This window comes from Allobosea sp. LjRoot9 (genome assembly GCF_964252745.1).
Classification (GTDB): Bacteria; Pseudomonadota; Alphaproteobacteria; order Rhizobiales; family Beijerinckiaceae; genus Allobosea.
Map to the genome: position 1 here is coordinate 1 of NZ_CAXUPC020000009.1, position 19,446 is coordinate 19,446.

The window sequence follows — 19,446 nt, forward strand, 5'->3', positions numbered from 1 at the left end:
ATCCTGTCTCGTGTCCAAAACACCGGCAAGTGCTTGGAAACAAGTAGAATCAACGCCATGCACAACGTCTACTAGTTTAAACCGGACACCCGTGGGTCAAGCCCGAGCATGACGGCCAAATAGCCTCACCCACCCGTCTTCATGATCCGGGCCTTGTCGCGGTTCCAGTCGCGGTTCTTCTCGGTCTCGCGCTTGTCGTGCAGCTTCTTGCCGCGCCCTAGGCCGAGCTCGACCTTCGCCCGGCCCTTCTCGTTGAAATAGACCTTGAGCGGAATGACCGTGTAGCCGTCGCGCTGGATCGCGCCCATCAGCTTGTTGATCTGGCGGCGGTGTAGCAGGAGCTTGCGCGGCCGGCGGACATTATGGTTGAAGCGATTGGCTTCGAGATATTCCGGGATATGGGCGTTGAACAGGAAGAGCTCCGTGCCCATCGGCCCGGCATAGCTCTCGCCGATCGTCGCCCTGCCGCCGCGCAGCGACTTGATCTCGGTACCCTGCAGGGCGATGCCAGCCTCGAGCGTCTCGATGATCTCGTAATTATAGCGCGCCTTGCGGTTGTCGGCGGCGAGCTTGTAGCGATCGGGATCGGGCTTGTTCATGGGGAACTCCGGCAATCGGCAGTAGGCAATGGGCAGTAGGGCCGCGCCCCCTCGACTGCCGACTGCCTAATACCGATTGCCCCAACTAGGAAACTTCGGCAGTAGGCAGCGGGCAATAGGCAGTAGGGCCGCGCCCCTCGACTGCCGACTGCCCACTGCCGATTGCCCTACTTAAGCATTCAGCAGCCCGGCGAAAACCATGGCGTCGCGAATGACCTTGCCTGTTGGCGCCGTCACCGGCAGCAACGGCAGGCGGACCTCTTCCTCGATGCGGCCGAGCAGCTTCAAGCCATGCTTGGCGCCGGCCAGACCCGGCTCCTTGAAGACGGCGTCATGCAGCGGCACGAGCCGGTCCTGAAGCTTCAGCGCGCCGGCATAATCGCCCTTGAGCGCCGCCACCATCAGATCGGCGCAGAGCTTGGGCGCGACATTGGCGACGACCGAGATGCAGCCATGGCCGCCGGCCGCCATATAGGCCAGCGCCGTCATGTCCTCGCCGGAGAGCTGGATGAAGTCGGCACCCATGGCGTGGCGCTGCTGCGAGACGCGGGCGAGATTGGCGGTCGCGTCCTTGACGCCGGCGATATGCTTCAACTCGTAGAGCCGCGCCATGGTCTCGACCGACATGTCGACCACCGAGCGCGGCGGGATGTTGTAGATGATGATCGGAATACCGATGGCGTCGTTCACCGCCTTGAAGTGCTGATACATGCCCTCCTGGGTCGGCTTGTTGTAATAGGGCGTCACCACCAGCACGGCGTCGGCGCCGGCCTTCTCGGCATGGACCGCGAGGTCGATCGCCTCATGCGTGTTGTTGGAGCCCGCGCCCGCGATCACCGGCACACGGCCCTTGGCCTGCGCGACGACGACCTCGACGACGCGCTTGTGCTCGTCATGGGAGAGCGTCGGGCTCTCGCCGGTCGTGCCAACGGGCACGAGGCCCGAGCTGCCGCTCTCGATTTGCCATTCGACCAGCGCGCGCAGCGCCTCCTCGTCGATCTTCCCGGCTTTGAACGGCGTCACCAGCGCGGGCAGCGAACCGGTAAAGGCAGTGTGCTTGGTCATGAGCGCGGCGTCCTGACGCGGAAGTCCAATCGAAGGGCCGACAGACATAAACCCTCAGCCGCCGCAGGCAAAGCCGGCAACCCATCAAAAAGCGTGGTCCTCATGGTTAAGGTTTCATAAACCGCCATCGCCCACCATCGCGGGTCAAGCGCCCCTTCAAGGAGCCTGCGATGGCCTCGCCTCTCGCCTGCCGGCGCTCTATCCGCAAGCGCTCTGTTCGAAAGCGCCTGGCCTGGCTGATCTTTCCGGCTCTGTTCCCCGCGACAGTGGCGCTGGCCGGCGACGATGGCGAGCAGCGCGTGCAACAGCCGCGCCTGCTTGCTCTCGATGTCGAGACCACGGCCGCGCTGCCGCCCTACCCCGACGTGCAATTGCGGTTCGAGGCCAGCGCCGGCCTGGATGCCGTGAAGGCGGCTGTCGCCGCCTATCGGCGTGGCGCGCTGGCCGAGGGCGACGCGATCGCAGCCGCAATCGACGATCGCACGGCGAAGGCCCTGCTCGAATGGGTCGCGATCCGTTCAGGTTCCAACGCGATTGCGTTCTCGCGGCTCAACGCCTTTCTCCAGGCCTACCCCAATTATCCCGCCACGACGCAGTTCCGCCGCCGCGCCGAGGAGGCGTTGATCGCGGAGAAAAAGGACGCGGCCACGGTCCGTGCCTTCTTCTACGCGCAGCGGCCGGTCGGCCCGGCCGGACGCGTGGCGCTGGCGCTCGCGCTCAAGGCACAAGGGCAGAGCGACGACGCGGCCGCGCTGATCCGCCAGCTCTGGCGGCAGGACCATCTCGGCCAGCCGCTGGAGACCATGGTGCTCGCCGAATTCGGCGACATCCTGACCCGCGACGACCACAGGCTGCGCACCGAGCGCTATCTCTTCCGCGAGAACGCGACGGCGGCGATGCGCAACGCCGCCCGCGTATCGGCGGATTATGTCGCTCTTGCCCGGGTCAGGCTCGCCAGCGCCCGGGAAAGACGCCCGCTCCCGGCATCCCAGATCGCCTCCGTGCCTGCCTCATTGAAGGGCGACATCTCGTTTGCCTTCCTGCAGGCGCAGCAAGCGAGACGAGCGGACAAGCCGGCCGAGGCCGCCAAGGCGCTCAGCCATGTTCCACGCGACCCCAACCTGCTCGGCGATGGCGACGAATGGTGGACGGAGCGCCGCTTGATCGCGCGCAAACTGCTCGACGCCGGCGATGCCGCGAAGGCTTACGAGGTTGTCGCCGGACATGGCGCCGAGGGCCCAGTCGCGCGCATCGACGCCGAATGGCATGCCGGCTTCATCGCCCTGCGCTTCCGCAACGATGCCGCGACCGCGCTGAAGCATTTCGTCGAGGCCGGCAAGCTGGCGGAGACGCCGATTTCGGTTTCGCGCGCCGCTTATTGGGAGGGCCGCGCCGCCGAGGCGCTGGGCAAGGAGGATGTATCGCGCCTTGCCTATGAGCGCGCCGCCGAACACCCCATCGCCTATTACGGCCAGCTCGCCCGCGCTCGGCTCGGCTTGCCCGACCTGCCGCTGCGTCGCTCGGCTTCAGCGGCGCTCGGCCTCCTGCCAGGGCATCAGGGCGTGCAATTGCTCTATCGGATCGGTGCGCGCGACCTTGCCACGATCATGCTTGGCGACCTCGCGCAACGGCTCTACACCACGCCGGCGCTGGAGGCCGTGGCGGCGCTCGCCAGGCGCGAGGGCGATGCGCGGTCGCTGCTCGCGATCGGCAAACAGGCCCTGCAACGCGGCTTTCCGCTCGACAGCGCGGCGTTTCCGACCTTCGGCGTGCCGGATTTTCCGGTGTTGGGCGATCCGATGGAGCGCGCCATCGTCCACGCCATCGCCCGCCAGGAGAGCGCCTTCGATCCCGCGGCGGAATCGCATGCCGGCGCGCGCGGATTGATGCAGATGATGCCCGCGACCGCGCGCGAAACGGCAAGGCGAGCCAACCTGCCCTTCGACTGGCCGCGATTGGGGCGCGATGCGCTCTATTCGGCCCAGATGGGTGCGGCCCATCTCAACGACCTGCTGAGGGACTGGCGCGGCTCCTACATCCTGACCTTCGCGGCCTATAATGCTGGTTCGGGCAATGTGAAGAAATGGATCGCCGCCTATGGCGATCCGCGCGATCCGCAGGTCGACGCCGTCGACTGGGTCGAGCGCATCCCCTTCTATGAGACGCGCAACTATGTGCAGCGGGTGATGGAGAACCTGCAGGTCTACCGCCAGCGGCTCGACCAGCGCACCGCCTATCTGATCGATTACGACCTGAAGCGTGGCGGCAAACGGAATGACTAGAGGCTGTTATGGACTCTGGGGCTGATTTGACGCTGGCGATTTTGCGCGAATGCCAGGAGTTCGAGGACGCAAGCCTTCCGGCTTGCTACGAAGAACGACGCCGCAGTCGCGCAAAAGCGCCGTGCCCTGCGGGTGAGGTGAAAACGGCGGAGCTGCAGCGTCGCATCGCTTGCCGATACCGATGGTATCGCCGGCGCAATGCTCCTCCCATCTCCGGCGTTTTGACCTCATCAAATCAGCCCCAGAGTCCATAACAGCCTCTAGAGCCGTTTCCGATCCGATTGGATCGTTCAATAGCTCTAGCTCTTTGTTTTAACGCGTTTTCTTCACGCGAACCGGCGTCCACTTCGCTCGAAAACGCTCTGGCAGCGCCGCCTATACCCGCTTGCGCGCGATGCAGGCGCCCCAGAACAGGCTGGAGAAGAACCAGTTCGGCGCGTCGAACCCCGCCTCGCCGAGCAGAGCAGCGACTTCGGCCTCCGAGCGGGGCGGATCGGCGCCGTGCAGGATTTTGCCGAGCTTCGCCCGGATCTCTTCGGGGGCTGCGCCAAACATGCGCCAACGCTCGCCCCAGGCCGCGAGCAAAAGCGGCTCGCTCGCATAGGCATAGCGATTTCCAGCAAGGATCAGGGGCGCCCCCGGCTTCAGCCGCGCGGCGACAGCATTGAGGATATCACGCTTGGCGGCATCGCCCGGCAGATGGTGCAGCACGCCGATCAGCGTGGCGGCGTCGAAGCGCGGCTCCAAGGGCAGATCCTCGACATAGCCGAGACGCATCTCGGTCCGATCCAGCAGTTCGTGCTCGCGCAGCCTCGCCAGCGCCAGATCCAGCATGGGCTGCGACGGATCGACGGCGGTGAAGCGCCATTGCGGCTCCAGTGCGCCGGCGGAAACGATCTCCTGCGCGCCGCCGCCCGCGCCCACGACCAGCACTTGCGCCGGCTTCCCCGGTCCCAGCGTCGCCGCGAGCATACAGGCGGAGAGTTCATGGCAGGCATCGTAGCCGGCCAGAGCGATGCGGCTCTGGACCTGGTATTCGGCGGCCCGGCCGGGATCGAATTTCTGCGTCGATTCGGGTAGCGGCGTCGTCATCGTCTCGTCCGGCGTTAGGATGCGGCATTCGGCATCGCGCGCTTGCCAACCCTGCGCAAGGCTGGGCGGCGCATGTCTCCCGAGCGTTTGAACGTGAGGGAAATCATGGTTAGCTGAACCCGCGACTAGGCCTACTGAGAGACGATATGACCACTCAAGCCGATTTCTCATCGCTGTTCATCAGCGCCCGCGACGGGCTCAAGCTGCATGCGCGCGATTACGGCCCCCTCGCCTCGCGGGCCTTACCCATCGTCTGCCTGCCGGGCTTCGCTCGCACCGCCGCCGATTTCCACGAGCTTGCGCTCGCGCTGTCGCAGGATGCGGAGAAGCCTCGGCGCGTGCTGGCGCTCGATTATCGCGGGCGCGGCCTGTCCGCCTACGACAAGGACTGGAAGAACTACGATATCCGCGTCGAACTCGACGACCTGATGCAAGTGCTGACGGCCGCAGGCATCGAGAGCGCCGTCTTCGTCGGCACCTCGCGCGGCGGGCTCCTGACCATGGCGCTGGCGGCGGCGCGGCCAACTCTGATCAAGGGGGCCGTGCTCAACGATGTCGGCCCGGTGATCGACGCGCGCGGCCTGCTCAGGATCCGGGGTTATGTCGGAAAGCTGCCGCTGCCGCGCAGCTTCAGCGAGGGAGCGGAAATCCTCAAGCGCCTCTCGGACCAGCAGTTTCCGCTCTTCGGCGAGGCGGAATGGGAGATGATGGCGCGCCGCACCTGGACCGAGCGCGATGGCCGGCTCGTCCCGGACTACGACCCCAATCTGATGAAAGTTCTGGAGGAACTCGACCTCGAAGCGCCGCTGCCGGTGCTGTGGACCTATTTCGCCGGGCTGAACGGCGTGCCACTGCTCGCGATCCGTGGAGAAAATTCGGATCTTCTGGCCGAGAAGACCCTCAAGGAAATGGGCGAGCGCCATCCCGACTGCGAGATCTTCGTCGCGCCGGGACAGGGTCACGCCCCGCTGCTCGGCGCCAAGGACATGGTTCGACGGATCGGAAAACTGATCAACCGGGCCGAGCGGCTGGCGGCTTGAGCGCGGATCAGCTTCCCGGCGACGTCCGCCCGGCCTTCACCGCCCGCGAATGCGCGGTCTCGCCGCCATGGCTGAGGATATCGGCATCCTCGCGCCAGTTCTCCGCGAGCCCCTTGCCCGGGACACCGGCGAAGGCCGAGATATAGCGCATCTCCGGATCGCGTAGCCCGGCGATCTGGTCGAAATGCCAGATGCCGAGACGGTTGAGATCAGCCGCGATAGCAGGGCCGACCCCCTTGATCAGCGTCAGATCATCGGCCTTGCCGTCGCGGGCTTGCGTCAGGAGGTTCTTCGGCCGCTCGCCTTCGAACCCGTCATCGGATAGCGGCGCGACATTGCCCTGACCCAGCGAGCCGTCGTCGCGGGAGGAGGAGACTTCGCCCGCCTTGGCGCGCTTGGCGAACGCTGTCTCGGCGCCCCGCGCCAGCGCCTTGGCCTGCGCGACCCAATCCTCGCGCTCGATCCGGCCGGGAAAGGCGAGATAGCTGCCGACCCATTCGATGTTTTGCGCGCTCCAGGCGGCGATTTGGTCGAAATGCCAGATGCCGAGGCCGTGCAACCGGCCCTCGTTCTGCCGGCCGATGCCCTTGATCAGTTTGAGGTCGTCGGGGCTCCCGGCGCGCGCGGCGGCCAGTCCGACGGGGCGCTCTCCGGGAATGGCGTCTTCACCCTCGACCTTCGGCACGACCTTATTGGCCTCGCCGATCGATTTGATGCCCTTCAGGACCGTCTTACCGTCACCCGTCTTGCTCTCATCCGTCTTGCCATCATCGACGACCGGTTTCGCGGGCAAGACAAGCGTGGCGTCGTCAGGCGTCGGCACAGGCACGATATTCGCGCCGCCGAGCTTGGGCATATCGAGCTTGGGCATCTCGCCAAAATCGCGCGGGGCTGCCTCCCCCATCGCCCGCGGCTCCCGCGCCGAGCGCAGGACACTGGCGAGCGAGCAACCCGCGACATAGATCGCGACGAAGAGCAGCGCGCTCTCGAGCCACAACGCCGGCACGCCGTTCAGCGTCTGCGACCAGGTCAAGGCGGCGACCACGAGCCAGACGCCGAGGAGGTAGGTCAGCTTGCGGTTCCAGAGCTTGCCACCGTCATAGCTGATCCTGCCCATGACGAGGCCGAGCGCGAAGGCCGCGAGCAGGAACCAGGCGAATTGCGTAGCGAGATACAGCATTGCCCCTGACAGCCTCTATTTCGCGACCGTGAACTGAACGCGCCGGTTCATCACCCGCGCATCGGGGGCACCGTGAGGCACCAGCGGTCTGTCCGTGCCGAAGCCGGCGACAGTCAGTTGAGCCGGGTCGATGCCCCGCCGGACGAGCTCGTCGCGCACGCGCAAGGCCCGGCGCTCGGACAGGTCGAGATTGTTGAAGCCGCGCCACTCGCCGTCGCGATTGGCATGCCCCTCTATGATGATGCGCGAGGCCGGGCACTGTTTCAGGATGGCGAAGGCCTCATTGACGACCCGTTCGGTCGTGGGGTCGAGCGGGACCACGGCGGTGCCTTGGCCGAACAGCACGGTGTTGCGCTTGGTCAAGGCGTCCAAATCGTTCTGGCAGGTGTTGGGCGGGTCGATGACGCAGCCCGTCTGGCGCAAGCCGACGGAGGCGGAAACCTTGAGAGGTCCCGGCGCAGTGGCCGCGCTGGTCTCGACCTCGCTCTTGATCAGATCACGGCAGGTCAAGCCCTGGATCACGGCGCCGTCTTCGCTGAGGCTGGCCGAGCCGAGATCGAGCCGCAGCAGGTTGACCAGCGCGACATACGCTGCCGCGGTGAAACCCGCGGGCGCGCCCGGCAGGAGCGTGGTCGAGTCGCTGACCTTGCCGCGCAGCGACGAGGCCTCGACCAGCGCCAGCAGATCCTCGCGGGAGCGCGCGTCAGGCAGATATCCCGTCAGCGAAACGCCGGATTTGTCGACGGTGAGCCGCAGCCCATAGGGCCGGACCGCGAACGCGCCGCCAGCGGTCCCGGTCTTGAGGCTGAGGCCGGCAGGCATTGGTCGCCGGGCCAGCGCCGCCTCCAGGGCGCGCAAGCCCGCCTCATCCGCGACCTCGCCGGACAAAGCGAGCTCCGAACGGTCGAGCGAGGCCGTGCCGCGCGTCATGCTGCCCAGAAGCTCGAAGGCGAAGCGCGTCGCGGACGCGTAGTCCGGCGTCGCCACGAGATTGGGTTCCACAGTCGTGCGATCATCGAGCGGGGCCGCATTCGCCAGACCGGAACCGGCACGCAAGGCCGCGCGGGCGGCCTCATCGCGCACCAGGCCGGTGACGACCAAGCCTTGCTCGCTCTTCTCAGCCTGCCAGCGCAATATGACGGGAGCCGGGGCCACCACGGGAGGCGCAGCGGTCGCAGGCTGAGCTGATCCTTGTGCCGTCCCTTGTGCCGTCCCTTGGGTTGCGTCGGCGGCCGAGCCCGGCGGCGAGCTTGTCGCCCCGGGCGTCAGTGTGGGCTCGGCCGGAACGGGAAGCGCCGGGACCGGAAGCGGCGCAGGCGGTGGTGCGGGTGGGCACGCGATCGTCGCCTTGGCGACGGAATCCGGCCCGTCGAGCTGGGCGACGAGCAGCCGCAAGGCCTGGCAGGCGTCGAAACTGTCGGGCCCCGTTCCGGTCAATTCATAAGCGTTTCCAATGAGTTCGGCCCTTCCGTTGCGCAGGCGAGCGAGATCGCCGATCGCGCGCGTCGCCTTGGCGAGAAAGGCAGCGGGCGCGCCGAGCGCCGGCTTGGTCAGATCATTGAGCGGCGTCGGCTCGGGAAAGCTGCGGCGCAGCAGCGCCTGGAGCTGGCGCCGGACATCCTCGGACGGATAAGAACCGGTGACCGTTACAGAACCATCGGCCGCGCGCTCCGCGCTCCAGCGATAGGGCGCGACCAGCGGCGGCTCGAGCGCGCAATCGACCGGCTGGAAGCCGCCTTTCGCCAGATTGGGCATGGCGCTCTTCAGGGCCAGGAAGGCGTCAGGCGTATCCGCGCTGCCCTCGATGCAGAAGCGGCCGTCATCCAGCGCGACCTTGCCGGAAGACAGCTTCGGCAGCTCCGCGAGCACGGTCCTGGTCATCTCGGCAAAGCCCACCGGGGCGCCAAAGGCGAGGCTCTGGCGATCCTCGATCCGCATACCGGGCAGAGCAGCGCCGGCCGCCGCGACATTGGCCGTGGCCGTGGCTTCATCGGGCACGGAGCCGCTGAGCGTGACCACGCCGGCCTGGCGCGTCGCAGACCAGCTATAGGGTCGCTGCGCCACCGCCTGCGACAAGCCGCCGAGCGCGCGGCGCACGCCGAATTCCGAACGAAGCTGCGCCATGGCCTTGGCCGCGCCATCAGCAGAGAGCGCCTCGCCGCCGATCGAGACATCGCGGCCGACGACTTGCGCCACGATCGGCCGCGCCCCGGGCGCCTGCCCCGCCGCTGAACTTGCGGCCAGAATCGCGCGGTTGCCGACATCGCTCTGAATGGCATCGTCGAGAGCGAGGTTGCCCATGCCCCAGAGCAAGGCGAGCGGCGCCAAACCCCAAAGCCAACGCAGCGGTTGCCCCATCTCCCGAAATCCCCGCAGCCAGCCCGGACCTGCACGCTTCGATTGCGCACGATCGATCCCGCCCTCGAGTCAGGCTGGATCATGGAGTTCTGTCAAGCGTCTCCTTGCCGTAACCCACGTTAGGGCAGCTTTGATCCAATTGGATCGAAAAACGCTCTAACTCTTTGTTTTAATGTATTTTATTCACGCGGCCCGGTGTCTGCTTCGCTCGAACACGTCGCATTCGGACGGAATCGCCCGCATGCGAAAAACCGGCGCCCTTTTTCGCATCCTGCTCGAGAGCCGGATGATTTCAGATGGAATCACGGAGTGATCCCATCTGAAATCTGAATCCGTCTCTCAACTAAGAGTTAGAGCAGGATCGACGCGAAAAACCGGTTCCCACTTTTTCGCATCCTGCTCTGGCAAACAAAAAAAGCCCCGGGTTTCCCCGGGGCTTCTCGATCCAATCGGAAAACCGATCAGAAGTCGCGCTGGATGCGCAGACGACCCTGGAAGGTGTCGTCGGACTTGATCGTGCGAGCCAGAGCCTGGTCGCCCGTGAAGGCGGTGACACGCTTGGCAGCTTCGACGCGGGCGTAGAGAACTTCCACACCGATGTCGAGGCCGGCGACCGGCGACCAGATCAGGTTGGTGCCGACGCGGATTTCGCGCGGGTCGAGGGTCGAAACAGCCGCGCTGTAGTCCAGCTTGGAGTACGAACCATAGATGCCCTGGCGGATCGTGGGGGTCCAGTAGTGCAGCAGACCCGCGGTCAGGGCGTAGCCCTTGGTCAGGTGAGCCTTGCCGAGCACGTCGAGAGCAACGTCGGAGTTGGAGATCGAGATGCGGCCTGCGCGGCTGGTCGAGCTCCAGGTCGAACCGGTGCCCACGCCGCCGTAGCCGAGGTAGGAGAGACCACCCTCAGAGTAAGCAGCCTGCAACCAGAGATAGTCGCCAGCGGCGAGCATCGGCAGGTTGATCTTGACGCCGCCCTGAACGGCGAAGCCGTACTGGTCGTCGTTCGACAGGTTGGTGCCGGTGCCGAAGCCGGTGGTGCCGATCGGGCCAGTCGTGCCGCGCTGAAGGAGCGCGCCCGACAGCTGAGCGGAGCCCCAGCCCTGGGTGATGTTGATGTTACCAACAACGTCCGGGATGGTCTGGCCACCGAGGGTCGCAGTGGAAACGCCAGCAACGTTGGTGGTGATGCCACCGACCTGCTCACGCTCCGAGCGATCTTCCAACGACACCGTCGCCGAGATGCCCGAACCGAAGGTCGCGGTGTAGGCGATCAGGTTCAGAGCCTGGTCCGAACCACGGATGACGCCGTAGTTCAGGTCGTCAGCGTAGAAGTCGAAGAACGACTGAGCGCGACCAGCGGTGATCGGGCCGAACTGGATGAAGGCCTTGTCGAGGCTGAAGTTCGCCTGGCCGTTCTGGCTCGAGGAGAACGGACCAGCGCCCGTGTTATACGTGGCGGAGGAGCCGCCGCGAGCAGCACCGGCGGACACGCCAGCGCCGTTGAAGGACTGGCCGTAGACGCCGTTCGAGTTGGTCATCTCGAAGCGGACGAAGGTGCGCAGCGTGCCATAGGCAGTCGCGGTGCGGGCGTCGATGTTCAGACGACCACGAGCACGGAAGCCGTAGCCGTCCTGAGCGCGGGTCCAACGCTCGGCAGTGCCGTATTCAGCGCGAACACGACCACCGACGCGCAGGCAGGTTTCCGTGCCCGGGATGTAGAAGAAGCCCGCGCCATAGGTGGAGCAGACACGAACGTATTCGACCGGAGCGGCCTTCCGCGAGGGAAGATCGGCGGCCTGAGCCCCGGCAACCGCGGCGATACCGGCGGCAGAACCGAGGAGGAGGCTCTTAACGAGCTTCATTGGTAACCTCCAAAATGAGTTTCGAGACCCTCGGGCTTCGGTTCGCTTTCTCGGCAGCAGGCCCCAGGAGACCAAACCGCCAGCTTACCTATTCCCGGCCTTTCGCCCGCGTCCCTGAACCATTCAGAGGCGAAGACGAAAAACAGCGACCGGGAATGTCCCGACGCAGGTTCACCATACGAATGCCGGATTGCCGATCAACCTCGATCACGCCGCCGAGAGGTCCAGGGGGGTGCTTTGGAACCCGGTGTTGCAGGAGCGCCACGCTTTGAGGGCCGAAATTTACCAGCTCTTAACCGCACTCGCCCGGACGGGCCCTTCGAGGGGTCTTCGCGGGTAGAATCGCATTCCCGGCAACCACAGGGCCATTCGGGGAGGGCCGGCGGTGATTCCCGGTCGCCCTCTTCCCTTCTCCCCTGGCGGGAGAAGGTGGCCCGAAGGGTCGGATGAGGGGGCGCCGTGCCCTATCCGGTTAGCGTCGTGTGCAGCCAGACGGAGAGCTCACAGCGCCCCCTCATCCGTCTCGGCTGCGCCGATCCACCTTCTCCCGCCAGGGGAGAAGGGAAGCGCGCCCGTCATTCTCGGGCGCGCCTCAATATTCCCATTCCGCCCCGACGCCGACCGCAGCAGAGCCGTCGGCCCCGGTCTCGGCCTGGACCTTCAGGCGGCGGGTGACGTCAATCCCGATCGAGACGCCGCTGTCCTCGGGCTTGGCCCCGGCCTTCACGCCGATCGAGACGTTATTGCCGATATAGCGGGAGGCGCCGATCGTCGGCCCGCCCGCCCCGACCTGGATGTCGAGATTGTCGACGCCGAGCGATTTGCGCAGCCGCTCGAAGGAATCGTCGCCGCCGCCTCCGGCGAACTGGGCGGCCGTCTGCGCGAGTTGCAGCGCCTGGAAGGCCGAGAGCGAGCCCGAGGCGCGGGCGAACAAGATGCGCGACAGCACCTCGTCCTGCGGCAATTCGGGCTGCGAGGTGAAGGCGAAGGCCGGCTGGTCGGCCGGCCCCGTGATCAGGATCTTGGCGGTGACATCCGATGCGCGCGTCTCGGCGACGAAGTCGAGCTCGGGCATCGTGCCGCCAGTGAAGCTCAAGCGGCCACGGCTGAAATCGAGGCGCTGGCTCAGCACACTGAGGCGGCCGCGCCTGAGATCGAAGCCGCCATCGAGCGCGGGAGCGGCCAGCGAGCCGCCGACCCGAATCTCTCCGCCGAGTTCGGCGTCGATGCCGCGCCCCCGGATGAAGACGCGATTCGGCGCGGAGACCACCAGCGCCAGCGCAGCGTCAAAAGCGGGCGCCGGCCGGCCCCTGCCCTTCCCGACCGGTTTGGCCTTGCGAGCTGCGGCGAGACGCGCGGCCGCGGTGCCCGTCGCCTTGATATGCTTGATGCCGTCCACCGGCCGCAGCGAGGCCGGCAAACGATCCGGCACCGCGACATCGAGCGAGACGACATCGACCCGCCCACCGATGCGCGGGCGTTGCGCCAGCGGCCCGGCGATATCGAGTCCGAGATCGGCAACGGCTGTGACGATGCCGTTGGCGACGAGCTGGGCGCGCTGACCCTGGATGCGCAGCTGGCCCGGAAAGCCGGCCGCCGGATCAAGCCTGACCTGCCCGCTGGCCGAAAGCGTGCCGCCATTGGCGGTGCCGGCGACGGCGCGCTCGATCGTCAGGTTCTCGCCGGTCGCCGCGATACGCGCCTCGATCCCGGTCAGGCGCATGCCCTGCAAGGCGTCGGTGAAACTGCCCTTGGCAAAGGTCGCCGTGCCGCTGAGGCGCGGGGCGGCGGCCGTCCCCACTGCCCGCATATCGAGCGCCATCGCCCCGGTCAGCCTCTGGCCCTGCGCCGCAATCATTGGATTGGCGAGCGCGGCGTCGATCGTACCCTGCGCCGTGAGATCGAGTGCACCAGCGGCGCCAAGCGGCGCGGAGCCGCGCAGGCTCAGATTCGCAAGCTTCCCGGCGTTCAGCGTCGCATTGACGCTGGTGCGATTGCCATCGAGCTGGCCATTGCCGTCGATCGCGATCGGCGGCAGGCCGGCGCTGCGGGTTTCCGGCGTCGCCAGTCCGGCGATGCGCAGCAGCCAGGGGCCGGCCAGCGCGCCCGGCCGGCCCTTCACCTGCGCCTCGGCATTGAGCGTTCCCGCCATATCCAGGTTGGGAGCGGCGATGCGGGCGGCCGAAAGCGGCACGTCACGGGCGGTGAGGCGCAGATCGAGCGTCTCGCCGGCGCGCCCATCCAGCGTCAGGCGGCCGCGATCGATCGCCAGCGCCAGGTCGGCGATCTCGATGCCCCCTGCCGGGAAGCTCAGCCTGGCCGGCTGGCTGAGCGCGATGCGCCGCCCGTCGCGGCGCGCCTCGAAGGAGGCCAGTTCCAATCGCAGCGGCTCGGCCGGGACGAGCCGGCCCGCTCCATTCAAGGCAAAGCCGCGTGCAGCCGCGCTCAGGGTGAAGGCGCTGGCCTCGGGCGCGCCCTTCGAATCGAAGCGGATCGAGCTCACCGGCTCGCCCGCCAGAACCGCCCTGTCGATCGCAAGCGCGGCATCGAGCTGCGGTTTTCCGAACACGTCGCGGGCGGCAGCTGTGGCATCCAACTTGTCGATCGCGAGCGAAGGGCCAGCGAGTTTCGCAGCCCGCGCGGTCAGATCGAGATTCTGCCGACCCTCGACCACCGCCAGCGTGATATCGGCGTCGAGCTGGCCGCCGAGCTTGGTCAGCGCCAGCGCCGAGAGATCGTCGAGATTGCGTGCGGCAAGCGTCAGCCGGCCAGCGGCTCGGCTGGCGGGATCGAGCGTCATCGCGCCATTCAGCCTGACCGAGCCGATGCCGAGATCGAGGCTCGAGAGGTTCCAGCCATCGTCGGGGCCGCGCGCGAGCCGGACGCGACCGGTGGCGGGCTTGGCGTCGACCTCGCCATCGAGCGACAAACTCGTGTCGAGCGCGCCTTGCAGATCACGGATCGTGGCATCGATCACGAGGCGCGGAATCGGCCGGGCGAGCGCCGTGGCATTGGCGACGGCGATGCGGGCCGTGGCGTCGAGCTTGTCGAGCGGGCCGGTCAGTTGCGCGGTCGCCTCGCCGCGCCCGGACAAGCGTGGATCGGCGCGCTTCAGATCGGGCAGCGCCAGGGCGATGCGCAGATCCGAGCGCTCGCGCCCGACCCCGCCATCGGCGGTCAGGGCCGCATGTTGCCCGGTGACGCGCAGGCCCGTAACCGTAACATCGGTGGCGAGCGCCCTGACCTGGCCGGCCAAGGCCAGATTGCCGGCCAGCAGGCGGTCGAGCACGGCATCGCCGGTGGCGAGCTCAGCGGCACGCCCGTTCAGCACCACGCCATAAGCATGTGTGCGCGGCGTCGCGTCGAGATCGGCCGTGACATCGGCGCGGCCCGCCAATGCCCGCCCAGCAAACCCGCTCAGGCGCGACAAATCGGGCAGGAGCAGCTTCGCCTGGCCGAGCATGCGGGCCTGGCCGAGCTTGCCCTTGTAATCGACTTCGACGCCCGACATGGCCAGCCGCAATGTCTCGAAATCGGCGGTCGCATCGTCATTGCCGGTGCCGCGCAAGCTGAAAACGACGCGCTCGCCGACGATGCGCGCCAGCTTCGGATCGCTCAGCACAACGCCCGTGGCCTCGCCATCGGAGACCAGCGCTATCCTGGTCCCCGCCTCGCCGATCGTGCCGGTCGGCGTCGCGGTGAAGCGGGCGGCGAGCTTGCCGAGCGTCCCCGTCGGCAGCTTGGCGTCCTCAGCATCCAATGTCGCGATGATGCGCGGGCCCGCGACCGGGCCGTTGACCGTCGCCACGAAGGCGAGCTTGCCGATCTCCGTGCCGGAGGACACCGTGCGGCTGCCGGCATTGGGGCGCGCGGCGGCGGTGAGGCGCAGATCGACCGTCCGGTCAGGAGCATAGCGCCCGAGCACATCGAGCCGGGCCAGCGCCGAGACCAGCGCCAGATTGCGGATATCGACGCCGCCATCGTCGCTGAAGCCGACGGCACCATCAAGCCGCGTCGAGCCGGCGAAGACCGGCGCGGCCGGAGCCGGCATCAGCCCTTCGATGCGCGCGTCGAGCGCCAGCGTGAGGTCGCGCCCCACGCCGACGCGGGAGAGATTGGCCGAGCCTTGCGCGCCGATGGTCTCGCCGGCGGTGAAAACCAGGTTGGACCTGAAGGCGTCGAGCGGACCATCGCCATTGAGATCGAGCTTGACCGGCGGCTGGCCCGGCAAACCGGCGACATGGGCGATCAGCCCGCCCTCGGGCTCGTCGATCTTCGCCGCGAGCTGAAGCCGGGTCGATTGCGGGATGAAGCCGAGCCGCACGGTGAACACGCCAGCCCGGTCGAGCCGGCGCGCCTCGAGCCTGAGATCGAGCCCCTCCGCCGGCGCGCCCAGCGTCGCCGAGCCGGTCGCGCCAAGCCGCGCCGCCGTGCCGAGGACCGGCTCGCTGAGCGAGAGTTCGCCGAGCTGGAATGCGGTGACGATGACCTTGAGCGGCAGTTCCGGCAGAATCGGCTGGTCGTTGGCGGGCGCTGCTCCCGGCTGCGACACGGGCTTGCGCAGGATCTCGAGCCTGCCGATCTCGAGTCGGTTCACCTCCAGCCGTCGCAGCAGCAGCGCCGTGCGGGTCCAGATCAACCGGGCGCGGTCGAGCCGAAGCCAGGGGCCGTCGCGATCGGACAGCACGATGTCGCGGATCGTGACGTCGGAGGAGAGCGCGCCGTCGACCGCACCGATCGAGACCTGGCTGGTGTCGCTCGACAGCGCCCGCGAGATCAGATCGGCGACGACGCCGCGATCGCTCTGGGCGTTCTGGGCGAAGCCGCCGAAATGGGCCGAGACGAGCAGGACCGCGCCGAGGACAAGGGCCGAGAGCGCCAGGCGCGGAAGGGTCAGGAGGCCCGCCATCAGAAGGCCTGCCCGATGCTGATATAGACCGCGACCGGCTTGTCGCCCTTGCGCGGGTTGAGGGGGGCTGCGACATCGAGCCTGATCGGGCCGATCGGCGTGTAATAGCGCAGGCCGAGGCCGGCCGAGTATTGCAGCTCCTGCTTGAAGTTCGGGATGCTGGATTCGAAGGCCATGCCGGCATCGAAGAACGGCACCAGCCCGATCGTGTCGGTGACCTTGATGCGGGCTTCGACCGAGGCCTCGAACAGGCTGCGCCCGCCGGTCAATTGCCCGAGCGGTCCAAGCGGCGAGAGCGTGCGATAGGCATAGCCGCGTACCGAGCCGCCGCCGCCGGCATAGAAGCGCCGCGTTGCCGGGATATCCGCGAGCTTCTCGCCGGCGATCGAGCCCAGCCCGACGCGGCCGGCGAGCACATAACGGGCGTCCTCGTCGAGCGCGTAATAGCCGGAGACCGCGGCCTTCGACTGCACGACGTTGACGGTGGAGCCGAGGAAACTCGGATAGGGCGTGACCGAGGCGGTGGCGCGGATGCCGCGCGTCGCATCGAGCAGGCTATCGGTCGAATCATATTTCACCGAGAGCGGAATGCCGACCAGGGTGTAGTCGACCTGCCCAAGCACATCGCTGGTCTGGCCGCGCTCGACCTCCAGCCCGGCCTGAACCGAGAAGGTGTCGCTGAAGCGCCGGCGGATCGCGGTCGTCACATTGGCGTAGCGTGCGGTGTAGCCGCCATAGCGGTTGGTGCCGACGCGCTCACGCGCGCCCGTGCCGTCGACGAGCCAGTCATAGCGCGTGCCCCAGAGAGCCGGCTTCATGAAGCTGACCGCGAAGCGCCCGCCAAGATCGGAGCGCTCGAAATCGTCGAAGCTGCTGATCTTGGTGCCATTGATGCGCGGCGCCAGGAAGATGTCGCCCTCGAGGCGCAGCTTCTCGGCCCCACCGAACAGGTTGCGATGCTCCCAATAGGTCTTCACCGCCGGGCCATCGATGGTGGAGTAGCGGGCGGAGAAGCCGATCAGGCGCTTGGGCCGCTCGGTGACATCGACGAACACAGGCAGATTGCCGGCAGCATCGAGCTTGTCCGCCTCGCGAATGCGCACCGAACCGATCGCGGGAATCGTCGCGACCGATTTGCGCGTATCCGCCAGCGCCTTGGGCGAATAGGGATCGCCCGGTTCGAGATAGATGAAGGAGCGCACCACAGCGGGCGGGATATCCCCGGTCTCGCCGATCGTGACGGCACCGAAGCCCGCGAGCGGGCCGGGCTCGACGACATAGGTCACATCCATGATCCGTGCGGCATGGTCGACCACGGGCCGCATCTCGACCACCTTGGCGAGCGGGCGCGACTGGTTGCGCAGATGGTCGACAAGCGCAGCTTGCGCCGCGCGCAGCGAGCCCGAGGTCGCGGCGTCGCCGGGCTTGAGCTTGGAGACCCTGGCCGGGTCGGCGATGATCGGCGTGCCCTCCCCGCGCTCGACGACTGCGACATTGCGCAAGCCGAAGACCGGGCCGGGCTGAACCCGGACTGTGATCGGGACCGGCTCGCGATTGCGATGCGCCTCGGCGGCGCGCACCAGGGCTGCGCCGGGCTCCAAGCCCGGCTTCAGCGCGACACCGTCGACGGTGACCGCGACCTCGGCATTGAAATAGCCCTGCGACCAGAGCGCATCGACCAGCGGGTTGAGGTCGGCCGCCATGCGCCGCGCCAGGGTCTCGCCATCAGGCGGCGCGTCCTGGCGCAGGCGATAAAGCAGCGAGGCGTCCTGCAGGGTGCGCGTCAGCGCCTTGGCGTCAGCGGCATCCCCGAGATCGAAGCTGAGCTGATAGGGCAGCGTGCTCGTGCTGACCGCGGGAGGCTGGTCCTTGGAGCCGAACAGGCCAAAGACGTCCAGCGACGAGAAATCGAAGGCCTCGGCCGGCGTGGGCTGTCCACCAAGCATCGCGGCGAAAGCGCAGACGCCTCCACCCGCGACATTGCGGGACACCCTCCGCCACAACCGCATCCGCCCTCCCGACGACGCCACCAGCACACAACGAATAAGGTCGAACTGTGTTCTGAAAATGATGGAAACATTGTCGATGATCTGGCGCTCATCGACAACGTCCTGAGTTTAAAGGCTGGTCCCGAGTTTAAAGCCTAACGCAGCGTCAGAGATACTGTCGCCAGCGGGCTCAACTTCGTCACGATCTCGCCCTTTCCGGGCGAGAGCACGCCGCCGCAGAGGCTGCCGGTGGTGACGATCTGGCCGGCGCGCAAACCGCCCATGAAATCCTGCTTGCGGTTCGCCCAGGCGAGGAAGGGCGCCATCGGGTCGCCATTCGCATGCACCGCCGGCTTGTCATAGATCGTGACGCCGTTGAGCGAGATGAAGCAGCCGAGCGCGGTCGGATCGTCGAGCGTCTTGATGTCGAGCTCGGGGCCGAGCAGGTAGCCGCCATGACCGAGCGCATCGGCCAGCCAGAGCGCGAAGGGAACGCCCGTCCAGTTGGCGAGGCGGCTCTCGACGATCTCGATGCCGAGATAGGCCTTGTCGCAATGGCCGAGCAGTTCGGCGCGCGAATAGGGCTGGTTCGGGCGGAACGGCACGTCGCTGGCAAGCCGCAGGGCGATCTCGATCTCGACGCGCAATTCGGCGCCGATCGCGCCCTCATAGACGTCGCCGGGCTTGAGATAGGGGCCGGGCATGATGCCCGCGACCGGCAACCCATCCTCGGCGATCGCGACCTTCCAGCCGGCTTCCGGCTGCTTCAGCACCTTGGCGATCTCGGCCTGCACGCCCAGCCCCTCGCTGAAGGAAGCCGGCACGGGCTGGCTCGCCATCTCGATCAGGCTCTTGCCGCGGCGGGCGGCGACCAGCGCATCGCGCAAGGTTTCGGTCGTGGTCGGCATTTTCGTCTCTTCCCTGTCGGCTTGTCTGTCGGCTTGGTGACGATCATCTCCCGCCCATGCAGCATGGACGGCCTCGCGCTTGCCAAACAGCTACAGTAGCAGGAGCCCTCCGGACAACCCGCATCGCGACGCAACCTGCTGCCATGAGCTGACGGACCGCCAT

General features: G+C 67.2%; 11 protein-coding genes. 2 read left to right on the forward strand and 9 right to left on the reverse strand.

Translation table 11 applies throughout. The annotated features are described in order from the left end of the window. Positions 1 to 125: 125 nt before the first annotated feature. Positions 126 to 599, reverse strand: a complete 474-nt coding sequence (gene smpB / locus ACSQ3P_RS25580) for an SsrA-binding protein SmpB (protein WP_092164489.1) — start codon at positions 597 to 599, stop codon at positions 126 to 128. Between the two features lie 171 nt (positions 600 to 770). Then, positions 771 to 1,664 carry a 4-hydroxy-tetrahydrodipicolinate synthase gene (dapA, locus tag ACSQ3P_RS25585; protein ID WP_436168287.1) on the reverse strand — a complete coding sequence of 298 codons (894 nt, stop codon included), beginning with the start codon at positions 1,662 to 1,664 and terminating at the stop codon, positions 771 to 773. A 170-nt stretch (positions 1,665 to 1,834) separates the two neighbouring features. On the opposite strand from dapA, the gene ACSQ3P_RS25590 reads away from it, so the two are divergent. Further along, positions 1,835 to 3,946 (forward strand): lytic transglycosylase domain-containing protein, encoded by a 2,112-nt coding sequence (locus ACSQ3P_RS25590; RefSeq protein WP_436168288.1) that lies wholly within the window; start codon positions 1,835 to 1,837, stop codon positions 3,944 to 3,946. Positions 3,947 to 4,321: 375 nt separating this feature from the next. Here ACSQ3P_RS25590 and ACSQ3P_RS25595 read toward each other — a convergent pair whose 3' ends face one another. Then, positions 4,322 to 5,038: a class I SAM-dependent methyltransferase gene (locus ACSQ3P_RS25595; RefSeq protein ID WP_436168289.1), complete on the reverse strand. Its 717-nt coding sequence runs from the start codon at positions 5,036 to 5,038 to the stop codon at positions 4,322 to 4,324. A gap of 146 nt (positions 5,039 to 5,184) precedes the next feature. On the opposite strand from ACSQ3P_RS25595, the gene ACSQ3P_RS25600 reads away from it, so the two are divergent. Then, entirely contained in the window at positions 5,185 to 6,078 is an 894-nt protein-coding gene (locus ACSQ3P_RS25600; RefSeq protein WP_436168290.1) for an alpha/beta fold hydrolase, read from the forward strand. A 7-nt stretch (positions 6,079 to 6,085) separates the two neighbouring features. Here ACSQ3P_RS25600 and ACSQ3P_RS25605 read toward each other — a convergent pair whose 3' ends face one another. The 6 genes from ACSQ3P_RS25605 to ACSQ3P_RS25630 form a co-directional block, all read right to left on the reverse strand. Continuing rightward, a complete protein-coding gene (locus tag ACSQ3P_RS25605) occupies positions 6,086 to 7,258 on the reverse strand; it encodes a hypothetical protein (protein ID WP_436168291.1) in 1,173 nt (390 codons plus the stop codon). A 15-nt stretch (positions 7,259 to 7,273) separates the two neighbouring features. After that, positions 7,274 to 9,616, reverse strand: a complete 2,343-nt coding sequence (locus ACSQ3P_RS25610) for an OmpA family protein (protein ID WP_436168292.1) — start codon at positions 9,614 to 9,616, stop codon at positions 7,274 to 7,276. A 461-nt stretch (positions 9,617 to 10,077) separates the two neighbouring features. Further along, a complete protein-coding gene (locus tag ACSQ3P_RS25615; RefSeq protein ID WP_436168293.1) occupies positions 10,078 to 11,478 on the reverse strand; it encodes a porin in 1,401 nt (466 codons plus the stop codon). Positions 11,479 to 12,070: 592 nt separating this feature from the next. Further along, the gene (locus ACSQ3P_RS25620) at positions 12,071 to 16,387 is read right to left on the reverse strand and encodes a translocation/assembly module TamB domain-containing protein (RefSeq protein ID WP_436168294.1); all 4,317 of its coding nucleotides are present in this window, start codon (positions 16,385 to 16,387) and stop codon (positions 12,071 to 12,073) included. After that, on the reverse strand, positions 16,387 to 18,396 hold the full coding sequence (locus ACSQ3P_RS25625) for an autotransporter assembly complex protein TamA (protein WP_436168295.1): 2,010 nt from the start codon (positions 18,394 to 18,396) through the stop codon (positions 16,387 to 16,389). The genes ACSQ3P_RS25620 and ACSQ3P_RS25625 overlap by 1 nt, the downstream gene beginning before the upstream one ends. Positions 18,397 to 18,530: 134 nt before the next feature. After that, entirely contained in the window at positions 18,531 to 19,283 is a 753-nt protein-coding gene (locus ACSQ3P_RS25630) for a fumarylacetoacetate hydrolase family protein (RefSeq protein WP_436168296.1), read from the reverse strand. Between the last annotated feature and the right edge of the window lie 163 nt (positions 19,284 to 19,446).